The sequence below is a fragment of the Parvimonas sp. M20 genome (genome assembly GCF_035282425.1).
Lineage (GTDB): Bacteria > Bacillota > Clostridia > Tissierellales > Peptoniphilaceae > Parvimonas.
In genome coordinates this window covers 1-19,925 of the sequence record NZ_JAYKBQ010000010.1, presented here as the reverse complement: position 1 = coordinate 19,925, position 19,925 = coordinate 1, and the positions used below count along the sequence as shown (strand labels likewise).

The following is a 19,925-nucleotide window of genomic DNA, read 5'->3' as shown; positions in this document are numbered from 1 at the left end:
TTTTCTACTTATTTTTTTAGGTAACCATTGTTATTATACTAAATTTTTAAATAAAATTCCACTATTTTTTTACAATTATTGGATTTTCTCCAACATTTAATATAATTTCTTTTGCATTTATACCCTCAAGTTGAATTTTTTTAATTAAAATTCCAATAATTTGGGTCTTTTTAGCATAATCATTTAAATCACCAAAAGTTACTTTTAAATCGTTTTTAAATTCTATTATTATTTCTTTATCATTTGTAAAGTCAATACTAATAATACTATGATAATATTCTTTTTCTAAAATATCTTTCAAAAATTGAACTTTGGTATTATCTTTTGAAAATTCTTCTCCTACTTTTAAGTCTGATTCAGAAATTCCTTTTAATTGAACACCTGATGCTTTAGAATTATCAGCTCCAACCTCTTTAACCTTCCCATAATTGTCTATAGCAGTTAATCCACTAGCAGTATTTATATAAGAGCTAACATAATTTTCTTTTACTTCTATTTCAATTATATTAGGATAATTTTTTCTTACCTTCACATCTTCAATATTAGGAAGTTCTTTTAAGTTTTTCTTAATTTTACTTGAAGATGCTAAAAATATATTATCACCAACCTTGACTCCACTTTTAGAAACTATGAGTTCTTTATTATTTGCAACATTTCCAACTACATTTATGTAATCAACTTTGAATAAATCATGAGTAAGCCCAAAATAAACCATTAATGCTGCACATGCTAATAAAAATACCAATATAAATTTAAAGAATATTCTTATACCGTTTCTTCTTTTCTTTTTATTTCCTTTTTTATCAATATAGTACTCATCATCGTCTTCGTCTTCGTCATATTCTGATTCATCATCAACTTCGTCATAATAATTCGCCTTTTGACTAACATTGATATAAGCAGGCTGTGCCATATTGACTTCATCGTCTAAACTTCCAAAGTCATCATCGTCTTCTAATTCATTCTCAGCTTCCTCATTTTTATAAAATAACGAATCGTAATTTTCTTCTTTTCCTGACTCTTCTGTATTAGATATCCCATATTGATTAAAAATTGAATTCTCTTCATCTTTAATTTCTTCATCTGATAATCCGATTTCAGAATCTTCATTTGAAATATAATCTTTCTCAGAGTCTAAACTTCCAAAATCATCATCGTCTTCGTCAAAGTCGAATTGTTCATCTGAATCATCATTCAAAGTTTCATCATTAAAACTATGGTTTTCATTTTCTTCTGTATCCACAATTTCTTCAGGAATTTCTTGAATAACTTCATCTTCAATAATATCATCAGATGAAAAAATCTCATCATCCATTTCTTCAGAAACCGGATGTTCTTTTTCATAATTCAATTTTTCAAAATCTACACTTTTGAAATCTTCAAAAAAAGACTCATCTAAAACATTATTATTAGCTTTTAATTTATCATATTCGTAAAATTCGTCGTTCATTGAACTGTCAGAATTGTTACTTTTTACAAATATTTTAGGCTTCTTTCCTTTTTTGTTATCATCAGACATATCTATCTCCCTTTAAATTTATCATAAAATATTGAAACAAAATCATTAACTGCATTTGGCATTGCCAACTTTTTAGTATTTTCTTTCATTTGCTCAAGTTTATTATCGTCAAAAATTATTTTTTCTATATTTTCCCACAATAAATCAGAATTTAATTCTTTTTCAAGTATAAGCTCAGCAGCACCAATATCCTTATATGCCCTTGCATTAAATTCTTGATGATTTTCTGTAGTATATGCTTTTGGAATTAAAATACTTGCCAAACCTATTTTTGATATTTCAGCTAATGTAATTGCTCCAGAACTTGTTATAACTAAATCTGAAACCCCATAAGCCTTATCCATCTCAATCATATAGGGCAAAATTTTTACATTCTTCCCTATTTTTATATTTTTGTTTTTTATTTCTTCTAAAAATTTATCATAATTGCTTTTTCCTGTTACATGAATTAAAGAAATTTGAGTATTTTCATAAAATTTATCTAAAATACCCAAAACAGCTTTATTAAGTTCTTCACTTCCATTACTTCCTCCAAAGGAAAAAATATTTTGGGAATTTTCATCAAGTTCAAAAAACTTTAAAGAGTCTTTTCTATCTAGATTTTGAAATCTGTTTCTAATAGGATTTCCTGTAACAACACATTTTTCATTATTTTTAAAAAAATTAATTGATTCCTTAAAAGTAACAGCCATAGAATCTACATATCTTGATAAAATTCTATTTGTGATTCCAGGATAACTATTTTGTTCGTGAAAAATTGTATAAATACCAAGTTTATGTGCTTTATACAAAACAGGTCCTGTTACAAAACCACCGGTTCCAATAACAACATCAGGCTTAAATTCTTTTAAGATTTTTTTCGCTTGTGATAATCCCTTAAACAGAACAAAAATCGATTTAAAAAACTTCCTATTAATTTTTCTTGGAAGCCCCATAACCTCAATAGATTTAAAATTTATATTTAAACTTGGAATTAACTCACTTTCCATACTATTTTTAGAACCTATATATAAAATTTCTACATTTTCATCTAGTCTTTTTAATTCTTCAATTATTGCAACAGCAGGATATATATGTCCTCCTGTACCTCCTCCTGATATTACGACTTTCATATTATCTCCCTTTAGTATCATGTCTAACTATTCCCAAAATAATTCCAATCATTATTGAAGTCATAACCAATGATGATCCACCATAACTCACAAAAGGTAAAGTTACTCCTGTTGGAGGAATTGACCCAGTAGCCGTTCCAATATTAACTAATGTTTGTAATCCAATTGAGAATGTTATACCAAGTATTACCATCTTTCCATATAAATTCTTAACATTTCTTGAAATCATTATTCCTAAATATGCTAAGTAAATGTATACTCCAATTAAAAATACAGATCCTACAAATCCAAATTCTTCTGCAATGGTTGCGAAAATAAAATCATTATGTGCTTCTGATAAAGTATATTTTTGCCTTCCATTACCAAGACCAACTCCCCAAAAAGAACCATTTGTAATAGCAAAAAGTGATTTTATCAGTTGCCATGATTTTGAATCTCTATACTTTAAAGGATTTATAAAGGCTTGAATTCTACTAGTCCTACTATATCCTGAATTTAATAAATATATTACCCCAAAACTTGCAATAGATATTCCAAGTCCAGAAAACATTATTGCCTTTTTATCCATCCCGGCTATTATATACATAGCTGTAATAGTTCCAATAATTATCAACGTATTTGAAAAATCAGGTTGAATCATAACAGAGAATGATGCTAAACCGACAATAACTAAATATTTAAAAAACACATTTTTAAAAGTAAACTTGTTCTTATATTTATCAATAATATAAGCCATTAACATTATAGATACAATTTTCATAAAGTCAGAAGGCATAAATGTTAAAGGCCCTACTTTTATCCATCTTCTCGCATTATAAACATTAACTCCTATTGGAGAATACACTAAAAAACCCACCAAAAAAACTAATATAAAAATTATTTTGCTATATTTTTTTAGTTTTAAAATATTCACTTGTGAAAAAATAAATATAGATATAATAGATAAAGCTACAAATAATGCATGCTTTTTTATTATTTCTATTTCATTTCCCTTTAGTCTGTAGCTATAAGGCCAACTTGTACTAAATACCATTACACCTCCAAACAGAAGGAGAAATAGTACAACCATGACTAATTTTTTAGTGTATTTATCATATCTATTCATTACAACTCATTTACCAACTTTTTAAATAAATTTCCTCTTTCTTCATAACTTTTAAACATGTCCCAACTTGCAGATGCTGGTGAAAGTAAAATATTATCTCCACTTTCTGCAATTTCAAAACATTTTTTTACAACTTCATTATAATCTTCAACCATTATATTATTTTCGAATTCATTTTTCTTTGCTGTATCATAAAATTTATATTTTGTGTCTCCAACTAAAATTAGTGCCTTTACCTTGCCATTAAAACTTTCAAATAATGGATTAAAATCCACATTTTTATCATATCCACCTAAAATTAGTATAATAGGTTTTTCTAAAGCTTCTATGGCTTTTATAGTTGAATCCACATTTGTTCCTTTCGAGTCATTATAAAACTTTATCCCATTTAATTCTCTAACAAATTCAATTCTATGTTCAACGCCACCAAAATTTTTACATGCAAAAATTATGGTATCCATAATTATACCATAATTATAACAGATTGCCAAAGAAATTAAAACATTTTGAGCATTGTGCTCTCCTAAAATTTTTAAATCTTTCATAGAAAATAGCTTTTTATCATAATGATAAAAATTATTTTCACTTAAATAAAAATCTGCATTTTTATCTTTTAAAGAAATTTTTGTTACATTAGTATTCTCTACATCAATCTTACTTAAAATTTCATCATCAATATTTAAAATAAGATTCCCGTTTTTATCCATATTTTTAAATATTTTTAATTTATCGTCTATATAATTATCAAAACTTCCATGCCAATCAATATGATCAGGAGTTATATTTCCAATAGAAGCTATAAAAGGTTTAAATTTTTCGACATTATGCAGTTGAAAACTACTAACTTCTATGATATTTACAGTTTCATCATCTGAATTAAAAATTTCCCAAAGCATTCCAACTCCAATATTTCCAACTACTTTTGATTTTATATTTGCAGTTTTGAAAATCTCTCCAACTAAACTTGTCGTAGTAGTTTTCCCATTAGTTCCAGTTATAGCAATAATTTTTCTTTTTGGAAATAGAGTATAGGCTAATTCCAAATCCGTATAGATTGGAACTTTTTTATTATAAAAATATTCAATTATTTCATTAGTAGGTTTAATTCCTGGACTTTTAACTATAAAATTAAAATTATAATCTTTATAATTTTTTATAAATTGAAAATTATAATTTTCAAGCTTTTCAAAAACATTTTGTAATTCTGTTTTTTCTTTATCATCATAACAATATACATCAGCTTTTAAAGAGCTAAGAGTTTTTATAGTTGAAATTCCAGATAATCCTAATCCAATAACTAAAATCTTCTTGTTTACAACTTCCATAAAATACTCCTATCTATATATTATAGTACAAATATACGGATATAATTGACAAGATTCCACTAATTACAGCAAAAGCTGTAACGATTTGAGGTTCTTTATACCCTTTTAATTCATAATGATGATGTATAGGACTCATCAAGAAAACTCTTTTTTTATTTCTGGTTTTATAACTAATAACTTGAATAATTACAGATAATGCTTCCATAACATATATTCCACCAATAATAGGCAAGTAAAAAATCATTCCATTTAATATACATATTGTTGCTATTGCACCACCTAAAGCCATTGAGCCAGTATCTCCCATAAATACTCTAGCCGGATATGAGTTAAACATAACAAAACCCATTAAACTTGCCATAAATACTAAAGAGAAAACTCCAACACTTGGAAATCTTGATGCATTTATAATACCAAGACCTAAAAATACAGGTATTGAAACAGAGGATGAAAGTCCGTCCAATCCATCTGTTAAATTCGTTGCATTTGCAGTTCCAATCATTACAAAAATTAGTATAGGATATATAAACCAACTAAAATTAACTGCTCCTTTTACAAAAGGAATTAATTGATATCTTAAATCTGTTCCTACTACTTTTTCTATAAATAAAATTACAACTATACTGATTATAAATTGAATTATCAATTTTTGAATTTCAGTTAAACCCAAAGATCTTTTCATAACAAGTTTGAAAAAGTCATCTAAAAATCCAATTAAAGCAAAACCTAACATTCCAATTAATACTGCAAATACTTCTTTAGAAAAGTTTCCTAAACAAAATGTTGTAATAATTATTGCAATTACAAAGAATACCCCACCCATTGTTGGTGTTCCAGCTTTAGATAAATGACTTTGTGGCCCGTCATCTCTGATATTTTGTCCTAAGTTAAATTTTCTTAAATAAGGAATAGAATATTTTGCTATTATAATCGTTAGAAAAAAGCTAAATAAAATACTCCCTATTGTAAAATTTGATATTCTCATTTATTTCATCTCCCAAATTAATCCTCAAAGGTTAGTACTAACTCCTCATCTTTTGAAATATAACTTCCTATTTCTTTATTCGAAGATACAAATTTTCCTTTACCTCCCGAAGTTTTATATTTATACCCCATTTTATTTACAACATCCATGGCTTGCTGGTATGTCATTTTCGAAAAATCAACAACTAATAATTTTTCATTTTCATCATCTGATAAAGTTAATTTAACTGTACTTCCCTCAACTAAATTCTTTTGAGGTTCTTCACTTTGTCCGGTAACCACTGATTTTGGAGAACTAGCCCCTTCTACACTGTAATTTAAAAATTGACCTTTTAAAACATCAGCAGCATATTCTAAAGTTAGCCCTCTAACATCTGGAACTTTAGTTTTTCTAACTATTCCATTTTCGTTGTTTGTTTTAGCTATTTGTTTATACTCAGCTATTTTTTCTGCTAGTTTTTTAGCTAATGGAGCACAAACACTAGTCCCACCTACATTTGCTTTGGGTTCATCAAATACAATTAAAATACTGTATTTTGGATTTTCAATAGGGAAAGCTATATAAAGTGAAGCAATAGTTTTTTTGTCATCATATTTACCATTTACTGCTTTTATTGTTGTCCCGGATTTTCCACCAATTCTTACATTATTAGAATAAACTTTTTTAACAATACCATCTGTTACACCATGCTCCATAAGTGCTCTCATTTTATCACTTGTTTCCTTTGAGATAATTTGATTTTTAACAATAGCTTCATTTTCTTTTATTTTAAGTTTATTATCTTTATCTTTTTCAACGTTTTTAATATCAATTTGAGGCTCTAATAAATTGCCTCCATTTACAACTGCATTTGCAGCCATAATCATTTGAATAGGAGTTACAGAAATACCATGTCCATAACTCATTGTTGCAAGTTCTGCAGCTCCTATATCGGATATAGATTTTGGAATTTGTCCATTTGATTCTCCCGGTAAATTTATTCCAGTTTTATTTCCAAAACCAAAACCATTTATATATCTATAAAATTTTTCTTTTCCCAAATGTCTAACCATTTGAACGAAAGCAGGGTTACAACTATTGTCTAAAGCATCAGTAAAAGTTTCCTTCCCATGTGGATTTTGCCAGTTAAAACATCTAAGAGTAACTCCTGGAATATCTCTTATAAATCCATTACAAAAGAAAGTTGAATCTAAAGTATCTGTCTTTTCTTCCAAAGATGAAGATGCTGTTATAAGTTTAAATACAGAACCAGGTTCGTAAGCATCACTTACAGCAGGATTTCTCCACATGGAAAATATTTTTTTCAACTTTTCTTTTTCATCTAAATTTTCGAATTCTTTAAGTGCATTGTCATCAAGAGGAACATTAGGATTATTAGTATCATATTTTGGAAAACTATCCATAGCAAGTATATCACCATTTGTAACATCTGAAACAATAACACTCATCTTAATTGGTTTTTCTTCATCATAATATTGCTTTGCATATTCTGAAACATACTTTTGAATAGTACTATCAATAGTTAAATATATATCTTTACCATTTTTTGCCTCAACAACATCTTCAACTGACTTATTAAGATTTTCTCTTATAACTCTTTTAGATCCATTTGTTCCTGAAAGAGAATCATTTAGATAATTTTCAATTCCACTTTGTCCTCCGTTTTCATTTGCATGACCAACAACAAAAGGAGCTAAAGTTCCATCTATATAGTTTCTACTTTGTTCAATTTCAACACTGATTATAGAGGAATTTATCTCTTTAATTTCTTTGGCTAATTCGGGACTAATACTCTTTTTTATTTTAAAATTAGTTCCTCTATCAGCTCTGTCAAATATTTTTTTCTTATCAATTTCAAGAGCTGAAAAAATTTCATCTAGTTTTTTTTCTTCAGCCTCTTTGGCTTTTTGAGAATAAAGTTTAAATTTTTCATATTCTAGAACAGAAAAATATACTTCTTTATTGTTAGTAACACTTACTATAAGTGAATTTTTTGATTTAATAACAGCATTTTGTTCTTCTGTTATATCTTTTTTTATTAATAAATTGTTATATTGATCAGCTTTTTCAAAAATTTCTTCTTTATTCAACTGCAATATATCAAAAATTTTGTCTAACTTTTGTGTTTCAGCATCTTTAACCTTACCACTAGATTTTTTATAACGATTATAATCAAGAGTAGAAAAATATCCATTATAAACACTAATACTCTTAGCTAGGATATTTCCGTTTCTATCAAAAATAGAACCTCTTTTTGCTTCAAGTGGTGTATAATTGACCGAATCTTTAAATTGTTCAACACTATATTTGTTTTTTGAATATAGCTGTAAATATGCCAGTTTAGCAACTATCACACTAAAAAGTATGATAAAAATAAAAAATAAAACAGCCGAACGAGAAGAGACTGTTTTATTTTTGATAGTATATTTCTTATTTTTCATTTAAACTCCCCTTGTCTAAGTTTAATAAATTAATCAATCTTATCCAAATATTTTACTTGTTCCTTTTTAGGAAAATCCATATTGTAATTAAGTCTTGCAATCCTTGCAATTCTATCTACAGATTTATAAGGCTCAAGTTTCATATAATTATCATCTCTTTCTGTTTCTAACGAGCGAATTTCAGAGTTTAGTGTATTTATCATTCTATTTTGTTGAGCAATATTTAGATATCCATATAAAATTACTACACTAAAAGTTAATGTAATAAAAGTAAATATAAAAAGTGTAATATTTTTATATAAACTGGATTCTCTGGTAATTCCGTAGGCTTTTTTTCTGTTTTTTTCTGAAATTCTCTCGCCTGAAACATTCATATATTTTACTTGAGCCATACTCATATAAATCATCCTCCTAAATTTTTGAACAAACCCTCAATTTTGAACTTTTTGATCTTGGATTTTCATTCATTTCTTCTTTGGAAGGTACTAAAGGTTTCTTAGTTAAGATTTTTATTTTTGGTTTATTATTACAAACACAAACATATAATTCTTTCGGGCAAATACAACCTCTTGCCAACTCTTTAAACGAATCTTTAACAATCCTATCTTCCAAAGAATGAAAAGTTATAATACATAATCTACCATCTTCATTTAGTTTTTCTATAATGTCTGGAATCACCTTTTTAATAACTTCCAGTTCTCTATTAACCTCAATCCTTATAGCTTGGAAGACTCTCTTTGCAGGATGTCCCCCCTTAGCTCTAACCGATTTCGGAATAGCTCTTTCAATGATATCAACTAATTCAAAGGTAGTTTCTATCAACTTTTCCTTTCTATAATTAACAATAAATTCTACAATTCTTTTTGTCCATTTTTCTTCGCCATAGTTATAAAAAACATATTCTAAATTCTCAGAACTATAATAATTTACAACATCAAAGGCACTTTTTTTAAGCTCCCTGTCCATTCTCATATCCAATGGAGCATCTATCATATAAGAAAAGCCTCTTTGACCATTATCTATTTGATATGAAGAAACACCGATATCTAATAAAACACCATCAACCTTATCAATTTCAAAGTAATCTAGTATTTCTTTAAAATTTTCAAAATTACTTTTATAAAATAAAACATTATCTGAAATTTTTAAAAGTCTCTCTTTGGCAACTGCCAAAGCTTCTTCATCCTGATCAACACAAATGAGTTTTCCATTTTTTATTCTTTTTAATATTTCTGTTGAATGGCCAGCACCACCAACAGTTAAATCAACATATATTCCGTTAGGTTTAATATCTAAATTATCTATTACTTCATCTAACATTATCGGTATATGATTAAATTCCATAAATAAATTCCTTAAAAATCAAGACCATCAAATATTTCAGACATAATAGCATCATCACTATATTCTGCTTCGCTGTATTTATCCCATTTTTCTTTGGACCAAATTTCAATTCTGTCAGAAACTCCAATAATCATTACATCTCTTTCAATTTCAGCAAATTCACGTAAATTTTTATTTACTAAAAATCTTCCTTGTTTATCTAAATCTGCATTCATTGCACAACTACAAAAAAATCTTGTAATTGAACGAACATCTTTTTTGCTGAATCCTTTTGAGTTAAGTTGTTCCGTAAATTCAGCCCACTTTTTTTCTGTAAAGACAAATAAGCAACCTTCAAGTCCACGAGTTACTACAAAATTAGTTCCTAACTCATATCTAAATTTTGATGGCATAATCAATCTGCCTTTATCATCTAAAGTATGTGGAAAATCTCCAATAAACAATGCCATCACCTCCTAAAAAACTAACTCCATTTCACTCCATATTGAACCACATTTTTTATCACACTTATATTTTATACTATTTTTGCATATTTTGCAACCCTTTTTGTTAAAAAATTTTTTATTTATTTTTTTAATAAACTTGTAATTTTCAATGTTATTAAAAATAATTATAAAAAGTGGAGGGATTTTTCAAAAAAACTTTAAAAATTTAAAAAAATTTAATATTTTTTATAAAAAAAAACTACATAGATTAAATCCATGTAGTTAACATTTTTAAAATAAAAGTATTAAATTATAAATTTTTAAATATCTTTTCCATATTTTCTATTAAAAAAGAAAAGAATAGTTCCAACGAGCACACCTACAAGTGATAAAACTTGTGAAACTCTAAATCCTAAAAACATAAGGCTGTCCGTTCTCAAGCCTTCAACAAAAAATCTCACAATTCCATACAAAATTGCGTAAAAGAGAATAATTTCTCCTTTTTTCTTTTGGTATTTTCTCATGTATATCATTAAAAATGTAAAAATCAATAAATTCCCAACAGATTCATATAAAAATGTTGGATGATATTTTTTTCCATCTATGATAACTGCCCAAGGCAATGTAGTTTCAGTTCCATGAGCTTCTTGATTTATAAAATTTCCCCATCTTCCAATTGCTTGACCAAGTATTAATCCTGGCGCACAAACATCTGCTAAATCTCTAAAATCAATTTTTTTATATTTACCAAAAAAGTAAACTACAATAACAGCTGCAATTACAGCACCGTATATTGCAAGTCCACCTTCTCTAATATTAATCATAGATAAAAAATTACCTTTATAATTTTCCCATTCAAATACTACATAGTATATTCTTGCTCCAATTACACTAATAGGTAAAGCAAAGAGCAAAAGGTTTGAAATTTCATCCTCTTCTATATTTCTAAGTTTGGAGTTTTTTGTTGCTACAAAAAGTCCAGCCATAATGCCAAAACAAATAATAATGGCATACCACATTATATCTATTCCAAATAGTCTAAAAGCAACCCTATCAATTTTTACTTCCATATTTCCTCCTAATTATATTCATAATCTTTAAATTTAAGAAAAATATAAATTAAAAAAATACATATCGTAGATAATACAAGTACATTTAAAAATAAAACAAAGAAAAATTTTTCCGGTAAAATTCTTATCATTAAGTCTGTTTTATAATCCAAAAGCCATAAATCATTATTAAAAAATAGTTTATGAAAATATATAAAACTTTCAGAAAAGAAAACAGAACATATTCCTAAAAAAGAAACTACAGATATATAAGTTATTAAAATATACTTTCTTATATACCTAAAGAATAAAAAGTCTTTTTTAAATAATTTATATATAACTACCAGCAAAGTAATTATAAACAAAGATGTATAAACTATTCTGTCAAGTTTAAATAGTTTATATACATCTTCCATATGAGAAATTTCTTTTTTATTAAAATGATTTTTTAAAACTTCTTTATTTCCACTTTTAATAAATTCAACCAGTGAATTACTCGCACATTCTATCCATTCTTTAGAAAGCCCTGACTCCTCTTCAATTTTATATTCATTGTGAAAATTATTATAGTAAGAAATATCCTTAGCCATAAAATCTATCGAATATAATAAAACAAATAAAATTATGCTTAGAGAAATCAAAAAAGCAAATATTTTTTTCATACTATTCTACATCTAAATCTTCTGGTATATCCCAATTATGATAAACATTTTGAACATCGTCATTATCTTCAAGCTGGTCTATCATCTTAACCATTTTCTTAATATTTTCAGGATTTGAAATCTGTGAATTATTACTTGGAACATATTCCAAATCACATGCACTAAAAGTATATCCTTTTTCTTGAAGTGCATCTCTTAAAGTAATGAAGTCTGAAACTTCTGAATAAATAGTATAAACTTCTTCGTCAGATTCAAAATCACTAGCTCCGTTTTCTAAAGCAAAGTCCATTAAATCATCTTCCTCTGCTTGATCTCTTGAAATTACAATAACACCTTTTTTCTCAAACATAAACAAAACCGAACCATTTTGTCCTAAATTTCCACCATGTTTATCAAAAGCATGTCTTACATCTGCAGCAGTTCTATTTCTATTATCTGTTAAACATTCAACTACAACCGCAATCCCTTCAGGTCCATAACCTTCATAGATTATAGTTTCATAGTTACTGGAATCTCCATCTCCAGCACCTTTTTTTAATGCTCTTTCAATATTATCATTAGGCATGTTTTCAGCTTTAGCTTTTTCTATTGCAGTTTTTAAAGCAGGGTTATATTCAGGATCTGCTCCCCCTTCTTTAACTGCAACAATTATATAACGAGCAAGTTTTGTAAATATTTTTCCCCTTCTTGCATCTTCTTTTCCTTTTTTATGTTTAATCGTACTCCACTTATTATGTCCTGACATAATTACCTCCTAAATCCTTTGGCGAAATTTCTCTTATGTTCTGAAATTTTTACCATTCTTTTTATTTTTTCCTCTATTTTTTTATCTAATTTTTCATTATTAATAAACTTTTCTAAATCATCATAAGAAAAGCCCATTTCATCTTCATCTGTTTGATTTTCAAAAAGTCCTGCACTTGGTGGTTTTTGAATTATTTTTTCGGGAACTTTCAAAAATCTTGCAAGTTCAAAAATTTCCTTCTTTGTAAAATCTATAAGTGGCATAAGATCAGAACCGCTATCCCCATATTTAGTAAAATATCCAACAGTAAATTCTGATTTATTACTTGTTCCAACTACTAAATATCTTTTTAATTGTGCATAATAATACAAAGTTGTCATTCTAAGTCTTGGCTTAACATTTGCATAAGCCATTAAATTATCTCCCTTTTCCACAGAGTCTGTAAAAACAGAATATGCTTTAGACAAATCAACTTTTATTACATTAAGTTTAAATTTATCAATAACCAATTTAGCATCTTTTTCATCTTCTTTGGAACTATTTATTGGCATCATTATAGCTAAAGATTCGTCATTAAAGGCAAGTTTTGAAAGTGCTGCAATAACAGCTGAATCAACTCCACCGCTAAGCCCATATACTATCCCCTTACAATCAGCTTCCTTAACGGAATTTCTAAGCCATTCAACAAGTTTATCAACAACTTCTTTCATAATACACCTCCTTATAACTTTCGTTTTTAAAAACTATTTTACACTATTTTTAACTCAAAAAATTAGTAAATAGTGCAAAACTGTAACTATTATATCAAAAAATTCAAAAAAATTCTACAAAACAATCAAAAAAAGCTATGTTTTTACTCATAGCTTAAATTTTTTCTTGATATTCTCTGAAACTTTTATTTACATCTGCCAAATGAAAATTATGATGATTTTCTCTTTGGGATTCTGGAGGCAATTTCATATAATCTCCATATAAAACCCTTAAATATTCATCGTAATTTTCAGGAGCATTAGCTTTGATATTTTCGAAATCAACCTTTATTCCTTTTCCTAATAAAGCTCTTTTGAAAGGAATTATATAAAAACTGTCAACCAAACATGCCACATATTCACAGTCCTCAAATTTAGGATTATCTTTTGGGATAGAATTTTTTGAAAGATCAATCTTTAATTTGTTAGGTATAGTTTCACTTAATTTATACACAAATTTCTTGCTAAAACCACTTAATGCATTTGAAAAAGCATTAGTATCTGCCTCTTCAAAAACAGGTTTTTCTTTAACTCTTAAATCCAAAACTTTATTTTGACCTTTAATATATCCATCAACAGGAAAAATATCAATAAATACTCCATGATTAATATCTACATCTAATACATGTTTTTCAAAAAGAGCTGTGTTACTATCACGAAGTTTTGCAAAATTTAATGCATATTTCGGGTCTGACTCCATCGTTTGAATAAAATAATTTTCAGGTAAATATTCACTACCCTCTTTTATAAATCTATCATAATCTCCTCTTGGCATACATACATCTATATCATCATCCCAAGGAATAAAACCTTTATGTCTAATTGCACCAAGTAGAGTTCCATAGCTTATATAATAAGTCAAATTCATTTTTTCACAGCAAGAAATAAAATTTTTCAAAATTTCTAATTCTTTTTTCTTTAAAGCTTCAAAATCAATATCAAACTTACCTTTTTTAAATTCACTTTTAATTTTCCAAGTATTTTTTGAATCAAATTTAAAAATCATTATTTTTCTTCCTTTGGTAATTGTAACATTATTATATAACCAACAACAAATAATGGAATTATACCAAGAATTGAATATCTTGGGTTATGTGTTACTGTAGTTATAAAACTCATAATAAATGGTCCTACTATAGCTGCAAACTTTCCAAATATATTATAGAATCCAAAAAATTCATTTGCATTTTCCTTCGGTATTATCTTTGCATAATAACTTCTACTCAATGCTTGAATTCCACCTTGAGCAGACGCTATAAATGTTGACAGTATAAAAACATGAACTAAATTACTCATAAAATAAGCAAACATTACAGAAACCATATATGTTATAATTCCTACTTTAATCATGGTTCTAGTTCCAAATTTTTCTGCTAATCTTCCATAAATGATAGCAAAAGGGAATGCTATTATTTGAACATAAATCAAAATTCCTAAAAGAAAAAGTATATCAAATTTTTCTGCATCTAAAACTGATTTAGCATAAGGTATTACCATCTTTATAATTGTATCTACTCCATCAATATAAAGGAAGTAAGAACATAAAAAGATAACAACAACTTTGTTCTTTTTAATATTATTTAATGTGTGAAGAATTGTTCCAAAACTTTCCTTAACAGGATTGGGAACAGGCTCTACCCCATATACTTGGTCAACATTTTTATACATTGGAATTGTAAGTACTAACCACCAAAGAGCTGTTATAGCAAAGCCAATTTGATAGCCTAAAGGCTTTTTCATTCCAAAAATCAAAACAGCTCCTAAACAAAACATAAAAGGTATTACACTTGCTATGTATCCATAGGCAAATCCTGCAGTACTAATTTTATCCATTCTATCATCATATGTTACATCAACTAAAAATGCATCGTAAAAGATATTTGATCCTGCAAAAGTTATACATCCTAGAACGTAAAAAACCATTAATAAAGGTAATCCGAATTCTCCTACATAAGATAAAAATAATGTTGAAAAAATTGCAAAAAGTGAAAAAATTGTAAATAATCTTTTCTTCATACCTTTAAAATCAGCTATTGTTCCAAGCACCGGACTAAGAACTGCAATAATAATGCTGGCAAATGAATTATAATATCCTAAATCCATCTCTTTTCCACCGACCATTCCAAAATAAACCGGGAACAATGCGGTAGTAATTGCCATAGAATAAGCAGAATTCGCACAATCATATAAAATCCAACTCAATTCTTTTTTCGAATAACCGAACATATATTTCCTCCAAATAATAAAATAGCAAAAAATAAATTTATCTATATTTTATTTCTAAAAATTTGCTTAAATTTCTAAAAAATTATCTTAAAATATTTATTCTCAATATTATAATAAAATAGATATCTAATCATATTTTTGCCAAAGCTATTATATCATATTTAAAAATCCTTGTCTATTATCTAAATTCAACAAATATTTAATAATATTCAAACAAAAAGAAGAAATCTTTTCAATTTCTTCCTTTAATAATTTCGATTCTATTTTTTAATTACTTTCACTGACTTAACAAATTTTGTAAAGTCTTTCTTTATTTTTTCTTGTAATTCTAATGGAGTATTTACTAAATCAATTTGAAATGTAAGCTCTAAAACTTCTTCGCCATCTTTAAATAAATATGAATGTTTTTCTACTTTATCTGTCTTTCCAAAAATCTGTGCATAATACATTTTATTATTAACATCTTTATACTCATAAGATTTTAAAGGTCCATACCATCTTGTCCATGTTTTTTTTATTTTCTTATTCAAAGTATTATAAAACAACTTTTCACATAATTTTTCTATGACGGAATTAATTACTTTTTCATATCCACTGTCTATCATAAATCCTATATAATTACTTTCATAATCTTCATGAATATATATTTGATAAGCATCTGTATGTCCATCTTCTATATCAATATATTCATCCGGTAAAAGTTTATAACTAATTTTTGAATCATCTGCAGTTTCAAATCCACCATTCTTAAAATTATTTTCATTAACCATAAGTAGCCAGTTTTTTATTTTATTTGTTTCATTATATAAAAATTCTTTTGGACATTCAAAGTAATAATTTTTATCTACTTTGTATCCTCCTGATTTTGTTGCTAACATTAATTTATGACACTTACAAATACCATCATCTACAATAATTTTTACAGATGAAAAATTTTTACTAAAACTTGAAAATGATTTAATCCCAGAAACAGTCCAATACTTAGGCAAAATTTCATTGTTATAAATTGGATTATTAAATGATTTTTCAATTGCCTTATACATATATTTTGATAAATTTTCTATTGAAACAGCAGGTGCCAATATTTCAACCTGATCCAAAGTAGTAGGTATATCAGTTTTTGCTTGCTTAGTATGAGACCCTATTATATATCCAAATTTTTCATTATAAAAAATTGTAATTCCACTCATTATATTAATTCCTTCCAACAAATATATAAAGCTCTTAAAAAACTATAAAATTACCTCTTCTTGAACAATCTTACTAAATTCTTCTATTTGTTCTTTCCAAATAGGACGCAACATTTCAACTTCATCTCCATAACCATTTTCTATAGCTATTTTTTCTCTTTCTTCCATAGTTTTTACATGCCCAATCTCCTCACTCTTTGAATTGTTAATAAATTCAATAAAGTCAGTAGCTACTTTAGTCTTCTTTCCTAGTAAATCATGATAATATAGATATATCTCACCATAATTATTTTCATCTAAACTGATTGAATAGTAGTCTCCTCCACTATTTGTTGCAATAGGAAATAATTTCTTTTTTGATAATCTTTCTATTACTCCATAATGTTCTAATTTTTCAAAACTATGAGTCCCATCAGTTTCTCCTAAACCATAAAATGCTGTAATATCATCTTTTTTTCTTCCAAATTTTACCTTTGTTTTATAAGTATCCCCCCCATTATACTTATCTAAAAATTTAATATAACTCAAAGGTAATTTTATATTAAACTTTTTCTCTACTTGTTCTCCAACATTATTTACTGAATTAAATTTTGATATTAACATATAGCCTCCATTTTAAAAATTATTATCATTTGTGTCAATTCATTTTATTTTTAGAAACTACACTTGCTCCAGCATTTTTAATAAATTCTGTCTTTTCATAAAATTTATCTATTTTGTGAAACATACTTTTTCATCCTTTCATATATACTTTCTCTGTATGGGAGCCCTTCTGCATACTCAATAGGCGTATTATTGAATTTATCTTTATCTAAAAGATTCAAATTATCTTGAGATAAAAACAAATTGTATAATTCTTCCAATTCACTATCACTAAAATTATTCATTCTAATAATATACACAAATGCTACTTGTCCATATTTATCCTTATGGTTTATATCCACTCCTCTTTTTATCAGTTCCTTACATAGCATTGCTGTTTCTTCTATTATATGCAATCGAGCAGACAATAGAACCTGTAAAGCATTATATCCTTCACAATCTATCTCATTAACATTTGCTCCATTCTCAATCAAAAATTTACTTATCTTATATCTATCCTCAGGCTTTGTATTTGACAAAGCATCCAACAATATTTCATCAATTTTTATATCTTCACTTTTAAACTGTTCAAAAAACTCTTCTGCTGTTTTAAGCTTTGCTACTAATTCTATTACCATTTTATGACATCCCTTCTAGTAAATAATTAAATTACTTTCACCGATTCAACAAGTTCAATAAAGTCTTTTCTAATTTTTTCTTGTAAATCTAGTGGCGTATTTACTAAATCAATTTCAAATGTAAGCTCTAAAACTTCTTCTCCATCTTTATATAAGTATGAATGTTTTTCTACTTTATCTGTCTTTCCAAAAATCTGTGCATAATACATTTTATTATTAACATCTTTATACTCATAAGATTTTAAAGATCCATACCATCTTGTCCATGTTTTTTTTATTTTCTTATTCAAAGTATTATAAAACAACTTTTCACATAATTTTTCTATGACAGAATTAATTACTTTTTCATATCCACTGTCTATCATAAATCCTATATAATTACTTTCATAATCTTCATGAATATATATTTGATAAGCATCTGTATGTCCATCTTCTATATCAATATATTCATCCGGTAAAAGTTTATAACTAATTTTTGAATCATCTGCAGTTTCAAATCCACCATATTTAAATTCATTTTCAAAATCTATATCCTTAGAATTTAATGCTAAATTACGTACAGTTTCTCCCAATACTTCCGGATTAATTGGCAATATTAATTCTACAGTGTCATTCGGATTTTCACTTCCACTATAGCCTTTTCCAACATAAACCCAAAGTCTAACCTCAATCTTGTCATCATATTTTGAAATATCTACTAATTTATATTTTTTACTAAATGTATTGTAAGATTTTATTCCTGTTACTGTCCAAAAATCTTTTTTAGAGTTTTTACCTTTTGAATTGTCTTTATATTCTAATTTTGACAATATCTCTTTTCCAAGTTCTGCATTAGACATTGTAAGTGAATAAATTTCATCTTGATATTGAGCTACCCCAAAACCAAATTCACTTCTTAAAAATGGTATTATTAAAATATTTTCGCCCCAAAAAACTGATACACTTGCTTCATTTGTCATCTTCAACATCCTCCAATTATTCTTTTTATTATAATGTTTTTAAACCTTTCATATTAATCGCTAATACTAAAAATTATCCTACAAAATTACCTCTTCTTGGACAATCTTACTAAATTTTTCTATTTCCTTTTTCCAAACTGGACGTAATAATTCAACTTTATACCCATATCCATTTTCTATAGCCATTTTTTCTCTTTCTTCCATTGTTTTTATATGTCCTATTTCTTCACTCTTTATATTATTTATAAATTCGGTAAAACTAGAAAACAACTTTTTCTTTTTTCCTAGTAAATCATGATACAATAAATAGATAGATCCATAATCTTCTGCTTTTAATGATAAACAATAATAATCCCCTAGCATATTATGAGAAAGCGGTAAAAATCCCCTTTCTATATAATTATCTAAGACTCCCATTGATTTCATTGATTCAAAACTATAGTTTTCATTTACTTCCCCTACTCCATTAAATCCACATACATCATCCCAATTTCTTCCAATTTTTACTTTTGATTTATATGTTCTCCCCCCATTATACTTGTCTAAAAATTTAGAATAATCTTCTGGTAATTTAATTTTTAAATCTTCTTCTAATATTTTTGATGCGTTTTGAATCACTTTATTTTTTGATATTAACATATAACCTCCCATTTAAAAATTTCCATTATGTAAATTTACTAAATATATTCTCATAAATTTTTCACTCAACATTTTCACTATTATATCATTATTATAAAAATAATACAAAAAGAGAAGAAATCGTGTGATTTCTTCTCAAAATTTTAAATATATTTGCACCCTACTTATAAAAGTGGACACATTAAATAAATAATAGTATTATATTTATGAACACAAAAAGGAGGTATCTT

General features: G+C 26.9%; 20 protein-coding genes. All 20 read right to left on the bottom strand.

The genetic code is table 11. The features are described from left to right. Positions 1–61 precede the first annotated feature (61 nt). Positions 62–1,519: a cell division protein FtsQ/DivIB gene (locus VJI93_RS05495; protein ID WP_323999816.1), complete on the bottom strand. Its 1,458-nt coding sequence runs from the start codon at positions 1,517–1,519 to the stop codon at positions 62–64. 2 nt (positions 1,520–1,521) lie between these two features. Further along, the gene (murG, locus tag VJI93_RS05490) at positions 1,522–2,631 is read right to left on the bottom strand and encodes an undecaprenyldiphospho-muramoylpentapeptide beta-N-acetylglucosaminyltransferase (RefSeq protein WP_323999817.1); all 1,110 of its coding nucleotides are present in this window, start codon (positions 2,629–2,631) and stop codon (positions 1,522–1,524) included. Position 2,632: 1 nt separating this feature from the next. After that, positions 2,633–3,664, bottom strand: a complete 1,032-nt coding sequence (locus VJI93_RS05485; RefSeq protein WP_323999818.1) for an FtsW/RodA/SpoVE family cell cycle protein — start codon at positions 3,662–3,664, stop codon at positions 2,633–2,635. A gap of 71 nt (positions 3,665–3,735) precedes the next feature. Beyond that, on the bottom strand, positions 3,736–5,061 hold the full coding sequence (gene murD / locus VJI93_RS05480) for a UDP-N-acetylmuramoyl-L-alanine--D-glutamate ligase (protein WP_323999819.1): 1,326 nt from the start codon (positions 5,059–5,061) through the stop codon (positions 3,736–3,738). A 13-nt stretch (positions 5,062–5,074) separates the two neighbouring features. Beyond that, complete coding sequence (mraY, locus tag VJI93_RS05475) at positions 5,075–6,046, bottom strand: phospho-N-acetylmuramoyl-pentapeptide-transferase (protein ID WP_323999820.1); 972 nt, start codon at positions 6,044–6,046, stop codon at positions 5,075–5,077. A 17-nt stretch (positions 6,047–6,063) separates the two neighbouring features. Continuing rightward, a complete protein-coding gene (locus VJI93_RS05470; RefSeq protein WP_323999822.1) occupies positions 6,064–8,487 on the bottom strand; it encodes a penicillin-binding transpeptidase domain-containing protein in 2,424 nt (807 codons plus the stop codon). A 29-nt stretch (positions 8,488–8,516) separates the two neighbouring features. Continuing rightward, positions 8,517–8,885: a septum formation initiator family protein gene (locus tag VJI93_RS05465; protein WP_323999823.1), complete on the bottom strand. Its 369-nt coding sequence runs from the start codon at positions 8,883–8,885 to the stop codon at positions 8,517–8,519. 13 nt (positions 8,886–8,898) lie between these two features. After that, the gene (gene rsmH, locus VJI93_RS05460) at positions 8,899–9,831 is read right to left on the bottom strand and encodes a 16S rRNA (cytosine(1402)-N(4))-methyltransferase RsmH (RefSeq protein ID WP_323999824.1); all 933 of its coding nucleotides are present in this window, start codon (positions 9,829–9,831) and stop codon (positions 8,899–8,901) included. Positions 9,832–9,842: 11 nt separating this feature from the next. Beyond that, positions 9,843–10,280: a division/cell wall cluster transcriptional repressor MraZ gene (mraZ, locus tag VJI93_RS05455; RefSeq protein WP_416384091.1), complete on the bottom strand. Its 438-nt coding sequence runs from the start codon at positions 10,278–10,280 to the stop codon at positions 9,843–9,845. A 296-nt stretch (positions 10,281–10,576) separates the two neighbouring features. After that, positions 10,577–11,326, bottom strand: a complete 750-nt coding sequence (lgt, locus tag VJI93_RS05450) for a prolipoprotein diacylglyceryl transferase (protein ID WP_323999825.1) — start codon at positions 11,324–11,326, stop codon at positions 10,577–10,579. Between the two features lie 8 nt (positions 11,327–11,334). After that, entirely contained in the window at positions 11,335–11,967 is a 633-nt protein-coding gene (locus VJI93_RS05445) for a TIGR01906 family membrane protein (protein WP_323999827.1), read from the bottom strand. Between the two features lies 1 nt (position 11,968). After that, a complete protein-coding gene (locus VJI93_RS05440) occupies positions 11,969–12,712 on the bottom strand; it encodes a YebC/PmpR family DNA-binding transcriptional regulator (RefSeq protein WP_323999828.1) in 744 nt (247 codons plus the stop codon). 2 nt (positions 12,713–12,714) lie between these two features. After that, positions 12,715–13,422, bottom strand: coding sequence for an NAD(+) synthase (gene nadE / locus VJI93_RS05435; protein WP_323999829.1), 708 nt, complete (start codon positions 13,420–13,422; stop codon positions 12,715–12,717). 154 nt (positions 13,423–13,576) lie between these two features. Further along, the gene (locus VJI93_RS05430; protein WP_323999830.1) at positions 13,577–14,467 is read right to left on the bottom strand and encodes a LicD family protein; all 891 of its coding nucleotides are present in this window, start codon (positions 14,465–14,467) and stop codon (positions 13,577–13,579) included. Next, a complete protein-coding gene (locus VJI93_RS05425; protein ID WP_323999831.1) occupies positions 14,467–15,687 on the bottom strand; it encodes an MFS transporter in 1,221 nt (406 codons plus the stop codon). The genes VJI93_RS05430 and VJI93_RS05425 overlap by 1 nt, the downstream gene beginning before the upstream one ends. Before the next feature lie 260 nt (positions 15,688–15,947). Then, positions 15,948–16,898 carry a hypothetical protein gene (locus VJI93_RS05420; protein ID WP_324009214.1) on the bottom strand — a complete coding sequence of 317 codons (951 nt, stop codon included), beginning with the start codon at positions 16,896–16,898 and terminating at the stop codon, positions 15,948–15,950. Positions 16,899–16,919: 21 nt separating this feature from the next. Continuing rightward, complete coding sequence (locus VJI93_RS05415; protein ID WP_323999833.1) at positions 16,920–17,480, bottom strand: SMI1/KNR4 family protein; 561 nt, start codon at positions 17,478–17,480, stop codon at positions 16,920–16,922. A gap of 104 nt (positions 17,481–17,584) precedes the next feature. Next, a complete protein-coding gene (locus tag VJI93_RS05410; RefSeq protein ID WP_323999834.1) occupies positions 17,585–18,097 on the bottom strand; it encodes a hypothetical protein in 513 nt (170 codons plus the stop codon). 26 nt (positions 18,098–18,123) lie between these two features. Further along, complete coding sequence (locus VJI93_RS05405; RefSeq protein WP_323999835.1) at positions 18,124–19,056, bottom strand: hypothetical protein; 933 nt, start codon at positions 19,054–19,056, stop codon at positions 18,124–18,126. A 78-nt stretch (positions 19,057–19,134) separates the two neighbouring features. Continuing rightward, entirely contained in the window at positions 19,135–19,695 is a 561-nt protein-coding gene (locus VJI93_RS05400; protein ID WP_323999836.1) for an SMI1/KNR4 family protein, read from the bottom strand. Positions 19,696–19,925 lie beyond the last annotated feature (230 nt).